Annotated in this window: 14 protein-coding genes and 1 pseudogene; 3 read left to right on the plus strand and 12 right to left on the minus strand. The window is 55.1% G+C overall.

Features of this window, described 5'->3' with window-relative positions; genetic code table 11:
* The first annotated feature begins 178 nt into the window (after positions 1-178).
* On the plus strand, positions 179-1573 hold the full coding sequence (locus RHP74_RS20595) for an undecaprenyl-phosphate glucose phosphotransferase (RefSeq protein WP_311096211.1): 1395 nt from the start codon (positions 179-181) through the stop codon (positions 1571-1573).
* A gap of 298 nt (positions 1574-1871) precedes the next feature.
* On the opposite strand, the gene RHP74_RS20600 is transcribed toward RHP74_RS20595, so the two are convergent.
* From RHP74_RS20600 to galE, 6 genes are all read right to left on the minus strand, one after another.
* Positions 1872-3950, minus strand: coding sequence for a YjbH domain-containing protein (locus RHP74_RS20600; RefSeq protein ID WP_311096212.1), 2079 nt, complete (start codon positions 3948-3950; stop codon positions 1872-1874).
* Positions 3947-4708, minus strand: a complete 762-nt coding sequence (locus tag RHP74_RS20605; protein ID WP_083376203.1) for a capsule biosynthesis GfcC family protein — start codon at positions 4706-4708, stop codon at positions 3947-3949. Before RHP74_RS20605 ends, RHP74_RS20600 begins: the two co-directional genes overlap by 4 nt.
* A complete protein-coding gene (locus RHP74_RS20610; RefSeq protein WP_083376202.1) occupies positions 4705-5370 on the minus strand; it encodes a YjbF family lipoprotein in 666 nt (221 codons plus the stop codon). The genes RHP74_RS20605 and RHP74_RS20610 overlap by 4 nt, the downstream gene beginning before the upstream one ends.
* Positions 5371-5384: 14 nt before the next feature.
* Positions 5385-6440: a polysaccharide biosynthesis/export family protein gene (locus RHP74_RS20615; RefSeq protein WP_311100523.1), complete on the minus strand. Its 1056-nt coding sequence runs from the start codon at positions 6438-6440 to the stop codon at positions 5385-5387.
* Between the two features lie 140 nt (positions 6441-6580).
* A complete protein-coding gene (locus tag RHP74_RS20620; protein WP_083376201.1) occupies positions 6581-6823 on the minus strand; it encodes a hypothetical protein in 243 nt (80 codons plus the stop codon).
* A gap of 141 nt (positions 6824-6964) precedes the next feature.
* The gene (gene galE / locus RHP74_RS20625) at positions 6965-7981 is read right to left on the minus strand and encodes a UDP-glucose 4-epimerase GalE (protein WP_083376200.1); all 1017 of its coding nucleotides are present in this window, start codon (positions 7979-7981) and stop codon (positions 6965-6967) included.
* Between the two features lie 309 nt (positions 7982-8290).
* Between galE and galU the strand changes: the two genes are divergently transcribed.
* Positions 8291-9124 (plus strand): UTP--glucose-1-phosphate uridylyltransferase GalU, encoded by an 834-nt coding sequence (galU, locus tag RHP74_RS20630; protein WP_010456264.1) that lies wholly within the window; start codon positions 8291-8293, stop codon positions 9122-9124.
* 27 nt (positions 9125-9151) lie between these two features.
* Entirely contained in the window at positions 9152-9559 is a 408-nt protein-coding gene (locus tag RHP74_RS20635; protein WP_145305982.1) for a mannose-1-phosphate guanylyltransferase, read from the plus strand.
* A 4-nt stretch (positions 9560-9563) separates the two neighbouring features.
* Here the strand turns inward: RHP74_RS20635 and RHP74_RS20640 are convergent, their stop codons facing one another.
* The 6 genes and pseudogenes from RHP74_RS20640 to RHP74_RS20665 all read right to left on the minus strand — a co-directional run bounded on the left by RHP74_RS20640 (position 9564) and on the right by RHP74_RS20665 (position 16333).
* Positions 9564-10715, minus strand: a complete 1152-nt coding sequence (locus tag RHP74_RS20640) for an SGNH/GDSL hydrolase family protein (protein ID WP_311096214.1) — start codon at positions 10713-10715, stop codon at positions 9564-9566.
* Between the two features lie 39 nt (positions 10716-10754).
* Positions 10755-11792: an acyltransferase family protein gene (locus tag RHP74_RS20645; protein WP_010456270.1), complete on the minus strand. Its 1038-nt coding sequence runs from the start codon at positions 11790-11792 to the stop codon at positions 10755-10757.
* Positions 11793-11804: 12 nt separating this feature from the next.
* Complete coding sequence (locus RHP74_RS20650) at positions 11805-12908, minus strand: hypothetical protein (protein WP_010456273.1); 1104 nt, start codon at positions 12906-12908, stop codon at positions 11805-11807.
* A pseudogene (locus tag RHP74_RS20655) lies at positions 12908-14127 on the minus strand (polysaccharide biosynthesis C-terminal domain-containing protein). Before RHP74_RS20655 ends, RHP74_RS20650 begins: the two are co-directional and overlap by 1 nt.
* On the minus strand, positions 14124-15236 hold the full coding sequence (locus tag RHP74_RS20660; RefSeq protein ID WP_042932696.1) for a polysaccharide pyruvyl transferase family protein: 1113 nt from the start codon (positions 15234-15236) through the stop codon (positions 14124-14126). Before RHP74_RS20660 ends, RHP74_RS20655 begins: the two are co-directional and overlap by 4 nt.
* Before the next feature lie 14 nt (positions 15237-15250).
* Positions 15251-16333 carry a glycosyltransferase gene (locus RHP74_RS20665; protein WP_010456278.1) on the minus strand — a complete coding sequence of 361 codons (1083 nt, stop codon included), beginning with the start codon at positions 16331-16333 and terminating at the stop codon, positions 15251-15253.
* Between the last annotated feature and the right edge of the window lie 5 nt (positions 16334-16338).

The following is a 16338-nucleotide window of genomic DNA, read 5'->3' on the forward strand; positions in this document are numbered from 1 at the left end:
CGTTAAAAGTCGTCAGACAGCTTTCTGCCCAATAAATTAATCTATTCACTGACGAGCACGCCGCACAGTGGCATTTCGACCGTCAATGTTTTGCCCTCTTATAAAAATAATAATGCTTACCACATCAACTTGGCTCTTGTCTGTCGACACGCGAATGGACGTATTTTGGGGATATCGCATGGTTAACAATCTTCGTATCAATCGAAATACCCACCTCAAAGGATTGACCTTCTGGGGACAATGGGCACTGGGTCAGGGCTTTGTTGTAGCCCTGTTGTTTCTATTGGTTTATTACCACACCGGGACGGTGGAGTTCTATTACCGAGTGTGCGCAATTCTAACGGTACTTGCCTCGGTGCCCGCCTATACCTGGTGTGGCGTCTATGCAAAGAAAGATAATTACCTGGAGGGATTGGGGCGTTTGTTGGTGGGCTGGACAATGACCCTGGCGGCATTGGCCTGTGTGGCATTCATCTGCAAGGCCGATGGACTGTTTTCCCGTCAACTGATCCTGATATGGGCAGCCTGCGGTTATCTCGGGCAGGCACTGTTGTACGTGCCGCTGCACGGATTCTCGCAATACTATCAACGGTCACTTCAAAGCAAGCATAAAACCCTGATCGTCGGTACGGGCGAGTTGGCGCTGGGTCTTGCCCGGAAGCTGCGTAGCCTTGAACACTTCCCGCTGGTGGGGTTGGTCAGCACCGACACAACGCTCCCGCTGGCGATGGGCTCACCGCCGATCGTAGGCCCGCAAGAGCATCTGCTGGCGCTGATCAAAACCCATGACATCCGCCGTTTGTACATCACGCTACCCCTGAGTGAAGCGGCAAACATTGAAGCCATGTATATCGATTTGCTGGGGGCCAACGTCGATGTGGTCTGGGTGCCGGACTTGAACAGCCTGATGCTGCTCAATCACTCGGTAAGGGTCGTGGACGGCTTGCCGGCGATCTACTTGAATGAAAGCCCGTTGACCAGCCAGCCAACCGCCGCACTGAGTAAAAGCCTGTTGGAAAAGAGCGTGGCGCTGTTGGCCCTGGTTCTTCTAAGTCCGTTGCTGTTACTGATTGCCCTGGCCGTTAAACTCAACTCTCCCGGCCCGGTGTTCTTCAAGCAGGACCGCCACGGCTGGAATGGCAAGGTGATCCAGGTCTGGAAGTTTCGCTCGATGCGCGTGCACGATGACCTTGAGGTCAAGCAGGCCAGCCGTAACGATTCTCGGATCACTCCGGTGGGACGCTTTATCCGCCGTACTTCGCTCGACGAACTGCCGCAGTTGATCAATGTGCTGCAAGGCCATATGGCTCTGGTCGGACCACGTCCCCACGCCGTTGCGCACAACGATTACTACTCCGGGAAGATTCTCGCCTACATGGCTCGCCACCGAATCAAACCGGGGATTACCGGGTTGGCTCAAATCAACGGTTGCCGTGGCGAGACCGACACCATCGACAAGATGCAAAAGCGTGTGGAGATCGATCTCAAATACATCAATAACTGGTCGTTGTGGCTGGATTTGAAGATCCTGGTGAAGACGCCTTTTACCTTGCTGTCAAAAGACATCTATTGATCACTTGAATACCAGGCACCGCAAAATGACAAGGGGACGCAAGTCCCCTTTTTCATGGGCGTCTATCAGGCGCTGAGTCGCACTTACGCCCCTGCCACACCAGGCTCCCTGACACACGGCAACACTTGTTCAAGCCGGGAGCTGAGTCAGCCCCCGGCTTATCATTGCAAGTGTGTCGTTTTAACGCAGAGAACCCTGCGCAAGATGGCGCTGCTTACTAAAAGACCTTCGAGGTTGTTCCCTTCCGGTCGACCGCGATGCGATCTACAGCGCTAGTCGCCCTGCAGATCGCCCGCGTTCACTCAGTGATCTTGTCGAAGTTACGGTAGAACAAGTCGCTGTCACGGCTATCGGTCATCGAGTGCAGCCAGTAGCTGCGATTGAGCCGTGCACCGCCGTCCCGGGTCAGCGGCGACCAGACGATATTGGCCCGACGCATGGTCGACATGCTCATCAGTTCATCGAACGGAATGGAGATGTAGATACCCTTGTCGAAACTGCCTTCACCGTATTCCGCTGTTGTCGCGGTGGTCAGCGTGGCCCAGGCACCGAATCGCACACCATTGCGGAACTCCCGTGACAGATCGACTGTGGCGCCCCAATCCCGCGCCAGGTAACGGCCGACACTGACGGCGGCCTGGGTATCGAAAGGCAAGTCGGTATAACCGGTGATATGGCCGGTCACGGTCGAGTAATCGCGCAAGCCAAAACCTTGGTTGAACTCGCGCTGACGCACGTAGTTCAGGTCTGCACCCACCGACCAACGCTGGCCTGCCGGACGGAACAGTACCTCACCGCCCACACCGGCAAACATCGACTCCAGATAGCCGCCGTAGACCATGCCATACAGGTCTTTATCCAGTTGCTCGGCGTGGCTGAACTGGAACGTGGGCATGGTGACGTCAGAGGTCGTCAGGTACTTGCGCAGGTCGGTCCGCACCCGGGGCAAACCACTTGGTGCGTCGTAGGTAAAGTTGTCGTAGTTGTTCACCAGGTTGGCGCTCAGCAGGCCGCTCCACCAGGTATTGCGCGTGAAACGATACTCGGCGTCCGCATCGGCACTCAGCTGATAGAGCAAACCATCAGGGCCGCCGACGTTCTGTTTGTAGCCCAGCCCGACACCATAGATGAAGGGATCGCGCGCGGCAGTATAGAGCGTGGTCTCGGTATGCGGCATCGCCCCGTTGACCTCAGTGGTTCGGTGCAAGGTTTGCAGCGGCTCCTCATTGTTGACCACTTCGCGGAAGGTCTCGCGCGGCACGCTGGTTTCTTCCAGCGGCATGTCGTAGCGCTTGTTCACCAGGGTGAACCAGTCGATATCGTCGTTGACGCTGTTGTCCAGAATCCGGCTGGCGCGGCCGACGGCTTTGGCCGAATGGAAATAGTTCGTCTGCTCGCCGTACACAAACAACTCGGGACCGCGCTGAGCAATACGTTCGACTTTATAACCCGCATTGTTCTGCAGGCGTTGCGATACGTTGGCCCAGTTGACCTGATCCGGCGGTGTGGCGGGTGCCTGTGTCGGCAGACGCTCCGCGGGCGGATCGTAAGTCTTGGCCGGCGCCTTGCGGCTGACGAAGTTGGTGTGCAGGGTGATGCCGAACATCGCAGTATTGCCGCGCTCCCAACCCGCGCTGAGATCGACCGAATCGGTCAGCTTGAACACGGCGCCGATGTTGATGGGCGAGTCCTGCTTGATGGCATTGTCTTTCGGCTCGTTTTTGTAGTCGTTGCCTTCGTACTCAAGCTTCAGGCTGAGCGGCTCCCAGGGGGTCTGGTAGGTCACGCCGCCAAACAATGAAGGTCGCCCACGAAAATAGGCATTGGTGTTGACGTCACCGGTGCCCTCGCCGTCCGGCCGGGTATTGAAGCGATCAGCCGCCCAGCCCAACGGGTTATCGAAATCGCCTCGATTGCCGATGTATCCCCAGGCAATACCTGCACTGAAATCAAAGTCGTCATAGCGTTTGTTGGCGACCAGGAATTCGCTGGAGAACAGTCCGGTCCCCCCGACGTCGCGAAAGCCCAGGGCCAGTTCAGGTGCCCAGTGGCTTTCTTGCCAAAGGCGTAGCTTGAGGTCCACAGCCTTGTCTTTATAACTCTGGTCGCCACTCAACGACTCGGGGCCATACCGGCGGTTGGTGATCGCTGTATAGCGAAACGAGCCTTCCAGCCATTCAAATGGCTGCAATGAAACGCTGTAACGGGTATAGGGCTCGGTTCGACTGGCATTCACACTCAACTCGCCGGCCGGTGCCATTCGAGCCGTCGGCGTTTGCATCAAGCCCACCCCGCCGAAATCATTTTGAGTCAATCGCGGCTCTGCATGAGCCAAACCACACGGCAACAACAGCACTGCAGCAAAACGTAAATTCAAGGAACCACCTCAGCCAGTTGCGTGGCAAGAAATTCGGCCAACTGCTGATTCAGTTCAGGTATAGGCGGATTAAGATCATCGGTTTTGACAGGGACCAGGATTTTGCTGCCGGCGGCAGGCACCTGCCCGCTTTCACGATTCCACGGAGCAATGCCGACACGGCGGGTGACCCCGTCAGGCTGAACGATCCAGAGGTAATCGGCTTCGGCATCGGTCAGCGATGAACACCCTTGCAGGTAATCCCGCGCCTCTTGCAGCGGGCGAAAGGCGAGCCGGCACGGTTCGGCGACAGCGCCCAGCACTTCAACCACATCGGAACGCTTGGGGTAGATCAGGCTGTCGCCGTCATCGAGGCGGAAGTTGCGAGCGAAGCCGACCTCCACCGCGATCGGATCAAGGACCGCCACCTGGCGCCCGGTAACCGGCATGCGGCTGACTTGCTCGTACAACTGCAACGCCAATGCCGCCCGGCTAGGCCGATCGAAGAGCAATGCGGTGCGTTGCAGCACCTTCAAGTCGAACAGGACCCCGGTCTTGAGTCGGGTCTGCTCCTCAAGCAATGGTTGTCGCAGCCAGGCGGCCGCCAGCCAGTAGCTTTCAGGATTGGGTTGCGCCAAACGCATCACGTCCAGCACGCGCCCCCCGGGTTGCAGCTCGACCGGCCCCGGATTGCGCACATCACCGCTGACGTTGACTGCCGCATTCACGCCACCGCAGATCAACAACAGGCACGTCCATAACACCTTGGGAAACTTCAACGGACAGCCCCGCGCTCAGAGGTCAACTGCACGATCTTCACCCTGAGTTGCCCTGTCAGTTGCTGTTCACTCTGGAGGATGAAACCGTTATCCGGATCGACCCAATAATGATTGGTCGCGCGCAGGCCAATAGCCGGTGCCTCTATCTGCTCATCGACACGCAGCACGGCGTATTCCTTGTCCAGGATCCTGAGGGTTTCCATGGGTTTTCGGGTAAAGCGGCTGCTCACGGCAACACCCACTTCGTAACCTCGATAGAGATCGATCCAGCGCTGGCTGGTGTATCCATCGGGCAATCGGTGAAGGCCTTGCTTGAACGGCGATTGCGTTTCGATACGGGTCCCGTCCAGGTCACCTTCAAAGCCCAGGCCGACAGTGCGAACCGCCAGGCCGTCGCGCAGCAACAACACCTGCTTGCCGGACGCGACCCAGTACTGCAAGTCACCTCGCTCACGCACCATCGCCAACACCCCTTCGCCGGAAGGGGTCGTCAGCTTGAGTTGCGGATACTGAACCTCGGCCACTTGCGCCGGAGTCAACTCCAGGTCGTCAGGCCCGGTGGCCACGGCTTTGAAGTTCGCCAGCGTGGCCTTCATCAGCGGATTACATCCACACAACAGCAATGCCGCCATCAAGCAGACGCTAACGTTCAACGTTCTCACAGTGGGACCAGACCTTATCTGCTGTTGGCTTCACTTAAGTTGTTTTGTGCCGCCGCGCCCATACCGAGAATCGAGGCCGATGGCACCAATTGACTGATGAAGCGGTTCCAGCGGGTAACGTTGGCAGGGCCTACATAAACAATGTCCTGAGGGCGGACATCGAAGTGAGTGGCGAGCGCCATGGCGGACGGCGACTCGGCTTGTAATTGATAGATTTTGGCGGGTTCGACATCGAGGCTTTCTACACCGCGAATGACGTACACAGCGTTGCCGTTCGAGGTGGTCTGGTTCAACCCTCCTACCGAACCAATGACGTCGGAAAGATTCATGGTGCGGGTCTTGAAGGTCAATGCACGCGGCTGATTGACCTCGCCCATCACGTAGATCTTCTTGCTGTCGTTGTAGGGCAAATACAACTGATCGCCGCCTCTGAGGTAGACCTTCTGCAACTCGGCATTCTGTTGATTAAGCGCGTCTAGATTCAGCGGATAAACCCGCCCGTTTCGCGTCAACAGCAACCCGGACAAGTCCGCATTCAACGGATCTACACCGGCCGAACCCAAGGCTTCAACCACATTGAGCGGATTGGTGGAAATCGCTTGAGGGCCTGCTTTCAATACGGCGCCCGACACCACCACTTTCTGACTGGCAAAGCGCAACACGGCGACATCCACTTGCGGGTCCGAGATGAAGGTCGACAACTTCTCGGCAATATCGGATCGCAGTTGCTGGATGGTCTTTCCGGCGGCCTGGACTTCTTTGATGTAGGGGTAATACAGCGTGCCATCGGACCGAACAAGACGGCCGTTTGCATCGATCTGCTGTTGCGCGCCAGAAGGTGCGGTCAGCTCGGGGTGATCCCATACCGTGATGTACAAGACATCGTTGTTACCGATGCGGTATTCGTCGGGCGTGGTCAACAATTCCGGGGGTAATGACTCATGTACCTGAGTGGCCCTGTCCATGGCGATAAGCTTGGGGGTAATAGGAATAAGCTCGACCCGACTGTTTTCGCTTGAGCCTTCGCGAGTGATATCGCTGGTGCTCATATGTTGGCCCGGCGAAAACATACAACCTTGCAAAGCAATACTTGCCAGCATTAAAAAAGGAACGCTACGAATCATAATGGCACTACGCTATTCAAGGGCAAACCCAAAACAAGATCACCCAGTGTTAGCCGGGCAATCTTGTATGACACCTGCAGTATTTATCAGTGTGTGCCGGTGGTACCGGTAGTGCCTGTTGTGCCGGTACTTCCGGTTGTTCCGCCGTTGGAACTTCCGCCGCTGCTGGAGGCAGCCACTGCGCCTGAAACAATCGCAGTGCTGGCCAATGCAGCTTGTGCCGCCGTTACATCACCCAGCACTTTTGTATCCAGCGAAAGAGGTACTTCTACTGCGAAAGCCCCGCTGCTCATCATGGACAATACGGCAATCACCATCATCTTTTTCATATCAAACTCCTTCCTGCGTGTTCTTTATATCTACGGACTTGCGGGACGTGTTTCCAGTCAATTTTCCCGACCATAATTAACATTGCGTCCTGATATAACAGTTCAGCAGAAAAACCAGGGGCTGACGGCCTGTTTCAAGCCCTACTCGACGTAACCCCTGGGATGATTCGATTGCCAACGCCAGGTGTCTGTCATCATCTCCTGTAGATTTCGCGTGGCCTTCCAGCCGAGCTCCTTCGCCGCTTTGGAAGGATCGGCCCAACACTCGGCGATGTCGCCCGAGCGTCGTGGCATCACGCGATAAGGCACTGGACGCCCCGACGCCTGCTCGAACGCCCGCACTACCTCCAGAACGCTGTAACCATCGCCCGTGCCCAGGTTCCAGATATTGATTCCGGTACGCGTCGAGATCGTCTGTAATGCCTTGAGGTGCCCGTCCGCCAGATCCACCACGTGGATGTAGTCGCGCACGCCGGTGCCATCGACGGTGGGGTAATCGTCACCAAATATCGACAACTCCTTGAGACTGCCGACGGCCACCTGGCTGATGTAAGGCACCAGGTTATTGGGAATCCCGCTGGGGTCTTCACCCATGTGGCCACTGGCATGAGCGCCGATCGGGTTGAAGTAACGCAACAGCGCGATGCTCCAGCGCGGCTCTGCCGCACACAGATCCTGCAGCACGTTTTCGATGAACAGCTTGGATTGCCCGTAAGGATTGGTTGGCGTGCCGGTGGGGAAATCTTCCCGGATCGGCATCTGCTCAGGCGCGCCGTACACCGTGGCCGATGAACTGAACACCAACCGGAACACGCCCGCCGCCGACATCGCCTGGCACAGCGTAATGCTCCCGCAAACATTGGCCTCGTAATAATCAAGCGGCTTGCGCACGCTCTCGCCTACGGCCTTGAGCCCGGCAAAATGCAGGACAGCATCAATGGAATGCTCCTGAAAAATCCGGTCCAGCAATGCCCGGTCGCACACATCCCCGCGAATCATCGATGCGGACTTGCCGCAGAGGGCTTCAATGGCGTGCAGGGACGCGTCAGAGCTGTTGCAAAGGTTGTCCAGCACAACCACATCGAAGCCCGCCTCAAGCAGCGCAAGTGTAGTGTGAGAACCGATATAACCGGTTCCACCCGTTACCAGAATCTTCATAGAGCGGTCCATAGTGGGGTATTGAAGTGCTCAATTACAGGCAATGTTAAATGTGCACATCACCCATTGACGCCAAACCTTATTAGCACTTCAGAACAACCAACACTATTAACAGACCCCGACTAAAATTAACTAAAAGGCATCAGCCCCGACAACTAATAACATTTACCCCACTCTACACCTGCTAATAATTGCCAATAAAGCCTCACTCAGGTATTAAAGTACAACCTCAGTAATACTTCAAAACTCACAGCCACACTCGATATTGTTTCTGCGTGGATGTGAATAATGACTTTCCAGGATATATCTATGATTCGTAAATGCTTGTTCCCCGCCGCCGGTTATGGCACGCGCTTCTTGCCTGCTACTAAAGCCATGCCGAAGGAAATGCTGCCGATCGTCAACAAGCCTTTAATCCAGTACGCCGTTGAAGAGGCACGGGACGCCGGTCTGCAGCACATGGCAATTGTGACCGGCCGGGGCAAGCGTGCGCTGGAAGACCATTTCGATATCAGCTATGAACTGGAACACCAGATTCGCGGCACCGAAAAGGAAAAATTTCTGGCCGGCACTCGGGAGCTGATTGAAACCTGCACGTTCGCCTACACCCGTCAGGTCGAAATGAAAGGCCTGGGGCACGCGATTCTCAGCGGTCGTCCCTTGATCGGTGACGAACCGTTCGCCGTGGTGCTGGCGGATGACCTGTGCCTGAACCTGCAAGGTGACGGCGTACTGGCGCAGATGATCCAGCTCTACAAAAAATTCCGCTGCTCGATCGTGGCCATTCAAGAAGTGCCTCGAGATCAGACTCATAAATATGGCGTGATCGCCGGCGAGTTGATTTCCGAAGGGATCTACCGGGTCAACAGCATGGTCGAGAAGCCGGCACCCGAGGACGCACCGTCCAACCTGGCGATCATTGGCCGCTACATTCTGACCCCCGATATTTTTGATTTGATCGCCGACACCCAGCCGGGCAAGGGTGGCGAAATCCAGATCACCGACGCACTGATGAAGCAGGCCCAAAACGGCTGCGTGCTGGCCTACAAGTTCGAAGGCCTGCGCTTTGATTGTGGCGGTGCAGAAGGCTATATCGACGCCACCAACTTTTGCTATGAGCATCTGTATCTCAACGGTCTTTGACCCACTCACTCATCCAGGCAAGCCACTATGACCACTGCAAAACGCTCGGTAGACATCGAACAGAAAGCGGGCAACGTCGGGGTGATGGCCTGGCTGTCAAAAACCCCGTCGTTATCCTCCACTTCGGCGGCCTGGTTTGGCACAGCCTTGTTGGTTGAGCGCATCGGGGTGTTCCCCTCTTCGGGCGATATCCATCGCCCGGTCAGGGACCCTTTTGCACTCTTGAACCATCTGAAAAATCTGTACGCCCACCAGGCCCTGGATATCGATGAAAGCGACGGGCTTAAAGTGATTTTCAATGATTGGCGATTCCGGGTTCGCGTGCGCTATAGCGACCCGGCAATTGTTATCAATATTGAAACGCGATGTGATCCTGACTTGATGCCTGTGAAAACCGCAGAGCTGCTGAGCCATCTGGAACGCTTTGAACGGTGAATGATTATTTCAAAGCGGAACCACACTGGCCCGGCGACTCACCGCCCCCTCCGACAATCAGGCGATACACGTAATCGGCAATAAGCCGACCGCCCGAACCCGGGATAGGGTGGATTTTGTCCGGACCGATCATGGGCGTCGGCCCGTCATTGGCGTAGCGCTTGAAGTCGGGACCGAACGTGCACTGCAAACTCGAATACACGATGTGCTCCGAACGCGCCCAAGGCTCAAGCACCTGGGCGTACTCCGACATCGGATACGCACTGGAGCGCGTTGTGTCCTGACGCAGGATGACGTTGATGCTCGCCGCCGGATGAACTTCGCGAATCATCCGCACCAACCCTTTCATGTTCTCCAGATAGTCATTGGGCTTGACGCCAAACCCCTGGTCATTACCGCCTAACATGATCAGGTAAACGTCCGCCGGTATCTTGGAAACGATGGCCTTCCATTGGGTTTGCCATAGACGGTCGTTTTTATAAAAGTCACCTGAGGCGCCACCGGAAGCGGCGAGTTTGGAGATCCTGACGCCGCCCTGATTATTGGCCAGCCACAGACCAAACAACGTCGGCGCACCTTTCACTACTTCGAGCTTTAACGACCATTCAGCATTGGCGGGGATACTGAGCTGCACTTCCTGCCCCCCGGAACCGGCCAACGTCAAAGGCCGCCAGGTGTCTGAAGGTGTCCACCGATAGCGCATCTCACTGGTTTTTCCATTGCCCAGGTAGAGCAACTTGGCGTCGGTAATGGCTGTATTGATGGATGCCGTTTCTTTGGAATCCACTTCAAGAAAAGCGCCCGCCTGCCCGGTCACGGTGCGGCTGTCCGGACTCGCCTGGCCAAGACTGGAAACGTCCCAATCCCCACCGAAGTACTTCTTGCTGCTGCGGGTGTATTTGAAATTCGTACCGCCGAGCGCGGCACCGTGATTGAACCCGACATAACCAGGCCCGGCGAAACCAAAATCTTTCGCCAAGTGCTGAGTGAGGGCATTGAGATAAAAATCCTGCCCCGCGCTGTAACTGTCGCCAATTACCGAGATGGCCAGCACCTCCCCCGCTTTACCCTTGGTCATTGCAGCAAGCCGATCACGTGAACTTCTCACTTCGACAACCTGAGCAGGAACGGGGCGTACATCATCGACATCTACCACTGGCTCATTCCTCTATCAGTAAGCCGGCTGAATGGGTACTCAGGATTGAGGCACCTTCAACCCGACCGCTGGAGTCTTTTTGCGGGTAACTCGCTCGCCCAGGAACAGAACGGAAGTCAGGGTGAAGCGGCTGAAAATGTTCGACAACAGCACGGGGCCCAACAATCCGCACAGCACGCCGCCTGCGACCAGAACGCTGTCATCCGTGACGCCCAAACGGCCCAAGGCAAACCGCGAACTGGCAGCAAACAGCACGTGAAAAAGGAAAATGGCGTAAGAATATCCACCCAACCAGATCAGGGCTTTAGAGCGCATGTCAGTCGACAGTAGCGCGACACAGGACATACAGCCAACGAGCAAACCGACAACGCTTCTGCGATCGACAATGAGTTCGCGATCCACGGCGGCGACATACAGCAGCACAGCCGATATCAAGACGAACACGACCGGCCCGATCACTTTCAGCGATTGCTTCAAGGCACTGACCTTTTCGTGGCAAATCATCCCTGTCACGAAAAACGGCAGCAAATAGACCGCGCCATTGATGCCAAACGCGTCAACCGAAAAAGGCGGCAACAAGAACACCAGCGCCGAAAACAAGAACAGCAGATACAGCCGCGTCGCCGTCTGCAACAGACCGCGCCACTGCAGAAAACCGACAAACACAAAGATGATGAAGACGGCCTGCAAAAACCAGAAATGGTTAACCGGTATGTAGAACGACAACAAGGCGTCGATTAACCCGACCTCCTTGTTAACGCCAGGCCCTACAACCTGCAGCACCGAAAATGGAATACCGACAAAAAACAACGGCACGATCAACCGTCTCACCTTGCCAACGCAGTAAGCGGAGAAGTCATTGCCTCTGATCTTGTATATCGAATAGATGTAGCCCGATATGAAGGTGAACAGCGGCATCCTGACGTACACCATCGAATCCGCCAACACCCGAAAAGGTGACCCCAGGTCGATTTTCAGTCCGCCGCCCAGCGGACCTATCACGTGATAGAGCACCAGCAGCAGGCATGCCAGACCTCTGAGCGTTTCTATTTCCAACGATTTTTTCTTGCTTTGCATAGACCACAAACCTCAGCGCTGAACGCTTGATTCAACCGACTCGGGTTTCTTTGAGCGCAGCTGCAATCCCAGCCCCAGAAACAGCACCGGAACCACCATGGAGAAATGTCGGGCAAACGAGCCGAAGTCAGGCTCGAACAACCCCTGCACCAATAAAAAGGACAGAGGGATCGCAATCAGCTCTTTGACTTTCGGCTCGATGGTTGAGCCCTTGTAGTGACTCGACGTCATCATTTTGAACATCAGCAACGAGGTCATCATCATCAGGACGACGAATATGATCTGCCCCAGGCCGGAGAGCAGGATCAACTCCACCGGGAAAGACAGCCTGAAAAAGATGCTCATCGAGTCCACTGCCTGGGACACGAAGTCTCCGCCGTTAATCCATGAAACGATCAATGACTTCGAGCCTTCTTCACCCAAAGTCCGCTGTTCATTGTTACTGGCGCGAATGGATGAAACCGAATAGCCGACCAGCAACTGAATGGCCGTCGCGATCACCAGGTAGAACATGAACAACATCACGAAAAAGCTGAAACGCGATACATGCTTCTTCATCACGCACACACCGACCCAGACCAGCGAAAACAATATCCAGTAGGGCCGGATCAGCACACCGTAAAACAGCGCAGAGAGGAAAAAGCCCGCGCGGTAGCGTTTCGAAAAGGAGAAAAACAGAATGGCGATCACCGCCACCGAGACAATGATTTCCTTGGTCAGGTTATCGAGAAAAAACGACCTGACTACCCCCCACAGGCACAAGGTCAGGAAGATCGTTATCGGTATTCTTTTGAAGATGAAGATCGGGATAGAGGTCAGAAACAGGTTGCACAACATCCCGTAGGCCCACGCATTGGTCAGGTTGATACCGGTGGGACGCAGCAGGTAAGCGGAGCACTCATAAGAGGACCGGTCTGGTGAAAACGGATTCCAGAAATTGCAGTTGTCTGAACGAACGTATGACGTCCACAAGGTCATCGCATCCGGGCCAGGATCGCGGTGCATCAGCAGCGGCATCGCAATAGACAGAAAAAGACCACACAGCAGAATCAGGAATGAAATGGGTGAATCGAGTTTTCTTCCGCGAAACTCTATGGACGGTAGCGAGATGGCCATTACAAGGCCCCCTTTGACCGGGCAAACCTGGTCAGCAAAGCAATGACGGCCAACTGCACCGTGATCGAAAAGACATTGCCCCACGCCGCGCCATAAATTGAATAGTGCTTGATGAGCACATAGCTGACGGGCAGTGAAACCGCCAAACAGATCGCTGCACTGGCTAACGAAACCCGACTGTTCTTCGAGGCAATAAGGCCGCCCCAGACGATATCGCCGACGGCGCGCAGGGCACAAGAGAAAATCAGAATCGCTAAAATCCGGTTATCCGGACGCGGGACTGCTGCGTCCACATAATCGAGCAAGATATTGAAGAACGCATAAATCAGCACAGCCACCGCGCAGGAAACCATCAGGGAGCGCAGCACCCATTGATTACGAACAATTGCCGGACCGTCAGCGCCTGCTGGCTATTTTTATAACGCTTGGCGAGCACGGGAATGCCCACCACCGCAACAACAGCGTAGGACAGTGCTTGCAACGTGTTGGCGGCAGACCAGGAGTAAACGTATTTGCCGAGGCTGGCATACGGTTCAATGTCCAGAATCAGAAAACGTTCAGCGTACTGACTTAATGCGATCAGCCCGCCTCCCAGATAAAAGGGCAACCCTGCTCTCCAGACCGAAACCGTGGTGACGGCACTGACGCCCCGGCCCTTATGTACGTCAACCACAATGAAGTAACCGGCCACGATGACCAACAGGTTGGTGGCCACCCATAACCAAAGCACACTGGCGATGGTGGACACTACGCCGGTCATCAGTCCGCCCACGGCAAGGAGCGCCCAGAGGCCGGTCTTGATGAAAAACAACAACGCGCCCCAGTTGGCCTTTTGTGCGGAAAAGACAAACGAGTTTATTTCGAAGGACAGATGCTCGGTGAGCAGCAACAGCGTGACGCACGCGATCAACGCGGCACTCGCCTCAACATCACTGAACAGTGAGTAGAGCGCGACCGTGACCACCGATAACAGCAAACCAACGGCCAGGTACAGAATCAGTACCTTATCAACGACAAGCTTCGAACTGCCCCCCACGCTGATCAGCCGGTTGATTTCAGAACTGAACCCGACGCTGTAAAACTTGGAAGCGATCAATGAAGCGGCCACCACCACCCCGTAGAAACCCAAAGCCTCATAACCCAGGTAATGCGTGATGGCCAACACCAGCAAGAACTTTGCGCCTAAAGCACCTCCGCGTAGCAACAGCCGAAATATCATCGAACAATCCCTTTGATGATCGTGTCCATCAGCTCCGTTTTGGCTTCGATTTCTTTGCAGGTGTCCGTCAGTTTTTTACCGAATCTGGACAACGCATTCGGCGCGTAAACAGTGTCGATGATGGTGTCGACATTGATGTCCCCGCCGTTGATCACCCAATCTTCCACGCCCATATCCTGATAGGCGCCAAAACCTTTGCGTTCATAGCTGATATGAAACGCAGGCACGCCGGCGAGCAGAGACTCGATGGCTCCGTGCAGCCTTACGGAAATGACCAGGTCGGGCTGATACTTGGACAGGGTCGCCTTCAAGGGCAAGAGATCCTCGGTAATGCCAAGTTCCCGATAGAACGCCCCGTCATCGTTGCCACGAACGGCGCTTTGAACAGCGCAGACCACTTTGCTTTTCGCCCTTAGTCTCTTCAAAAGAAGCTTCAAGTTGGCAACGTAGGCGATCTTTTTCTCTTTGCTCCATTCCGGCGGCTTGCGTAAAACCACGCAGACCACGGCCGGCGATGACGCACAGCGGGTGAACTTGGGTTGCACCAGAATCTTTTTCGCCAACGCCTGGACCGCCAGGTCTGGCGCTCGATAGACATTTTCATTGGATTGGAAAATGGCCGACGACCTGTTGTCACGGACAAACACCGCATCGGCACTGGCGTAGTGTTTTACGATCGCGCTGCTCTCGCCGTGGAACGGGCCGATACTTTGCGGCAGGTAAACCGACGGCACCTTACTCAAGATCGCCGTTTCGAGCTGTTTGGCATGGCCCAGTTTCAGCTTGATGTGTTCAAAGGCGCTCTTTGACCGCATGTACCCACCGCCCACCCCGACGATCAGATCGCTGGTGCTCAAGAGATCGGCGAGTGGCGCGTAAGACTGTTTAAGGAAAACCGCTTCCTTCACGCGTCCCAGTCCTTTAGCCGCCATGACCGGCGCGTCATACCGCTTATAGGGAAGGTAACTAAATGATTGGGGGTCTGACGCAACGACATTGATTAACGTGTCAGCACCAAAGTTTCGCAGCACCAAGGCGATTGCCAAATCCACCAGGAGGCCATCACCGGAATTGGATGCACTGTAGCCATGCAAAATAGTTACGTTCATATCTTGATATCTACTTAATAAGTTTGAGCGGAATACACGTCATAGGTTTTCTGGATCATCAGCGTTGCGCTGAACCGTTCGCGCACCCGCTTGCGGCTTTCGGTGCCGAGTTCCAGCAACTTCTGTTTCTTGATGTTCACTAAGATGTTACTGAGCGCCTGGTGATCGCCCGTCGAAAATATGTAGCCCGTGACGTTGTGCGTGACCAGTTCAGGGAGCGAAGTGCAGTCACTGGCAATAACGGGCACGCCCATGGCCATGCCCTCAAGGGGAACCATGGCAAAACCTTCCCAGCGGCTGGGGACAATCAGGGCATCGGCGGTTTTATAGAGGGCATTGACTTCGGCCGGGGTCACCCAAGGCAGGTATTCAACAGCGTCAATGACGGGGCACTCTACCGGTTCCTCATTCACCGCACTGCCAACCACAGTCAGTTTCAAGTCGGTGCGCTCAACTTCCGTGAATGCCTTGAGCAAGACATCAAAGCCCTTCTGATAGTCCAGTCGACCGACAAATAAAAGTTGAATATCCGTGCACTGACTGGACAGGCTCTCATCGTTTTTATAATGAATGCCGTTGTAGATCAGTTTCATACGGCGGCGGTCGATACCAAACGAGGCCGCTTTATCCAGTTCATACTGGCTGACACAGATAATGACATCCGTGACTTTTTGCAAAAGCCGCTCAATCAGAGAATACACTTTCTGTTTGGCAGGAGAACTTTCCATCAAGAACGAAAACGCATGCGGGCAGTAGATGATTTTCGGAGACCGCCAAGGCCGCAAGATTAAACACACGCATCGGCCAATGACCCCGGAAAACGTGCTGTGCAAGTGCACGACATCCGGTTTTTCCTTGAAGATCACTCGAATGAGTTGCCAGGCAAAGCGCAGCAGGGAGACGACATCTCTCTTGTTTCGGGAGAAGGTCCTGATGTCTTTTTCATCAATGCCATGCAGTTCTTTCTTCTGGTCGAACGGAATCAAATACACCAGTTCATACTGCTGGGCGTCGCCCTTGGGAGGGGTTGATATCGTCCGGATGACCGTCGCAACGCCACCTTTAATCGTTTCCGCCACATGTAGTATTTTTTTCACAGTTC

Source organism: Pseudomonas sp. SG20052 (assembly GCF_031766055.1).
Lineage (GTDB): Bacteria > Pseudomonadota > Gammaproteobacteria > Pseudomonadales > Pseudomonadaceae > Aquipseudomonas > Aquipseudomonas mandelii.

Coding starts and splice junctions, on each gene's coding strand:
- galU (WP_010456264.1), top strand. CDS start 8,291: ATGATTCGTAAATGCTTGTTCCCCGCCGCCGGTTATGGCACGCGCTTC.
- RHP74_RS20595 (WP_311096211.1), top strand. CDS start 179: ATGGTTAACAATCTTCGTATCAATCGAAATACCCACCTCAAAGGATTG.
- RHP74_RS20615 (WP_311100523.1), bottom strand. CDS start 6,440: ATGTTTTCGCCGGGCCAACATATGAGCACCAGCGATATCACTCGCGAA.
- RHP74_RS20645 (WP_010456270.1), bottom strand. CDS start 11,792: ATGCAAAGCAAGAAAAAATCGTTGGAAATAGAAACGCTCAGAGGTCTG.
- RHP74_RS20635 (WP_145305982.1), top strand. CDS start 9,152: ATGACCACTGCAAAACGCTCGGTAGACATCGAACAGAAAGCGGGCAAC.
- RHP74_RS20650 (WP_010456273.1), bottom strand. CDS start 12,908: ATGGCCATCTCGCTACCGTCCATAGAGTTTCGCGGAAGAAAACTCGAT.
- galE (WP_083376200.1), bottom strand. CDS start 7,981: ATGAAGATTCTGGTAACGGGTGGAACCGGTTATATCGGTTCTCACACT.
- RHP74_RS20660 (WP_042932696.1), bottom strand. CDS start 15,236: ATGAACGTAACTATTTTGCATGGCTACAGTGCATCCAATTCCGGTGAT.
- RHP74_RS20620 (WP_083376201.1), bottom strand. CDS start 6,823: ATGAAAAAGATGATGGTGATTGCCGTATTGTCCATGATGAGCAGCGGG.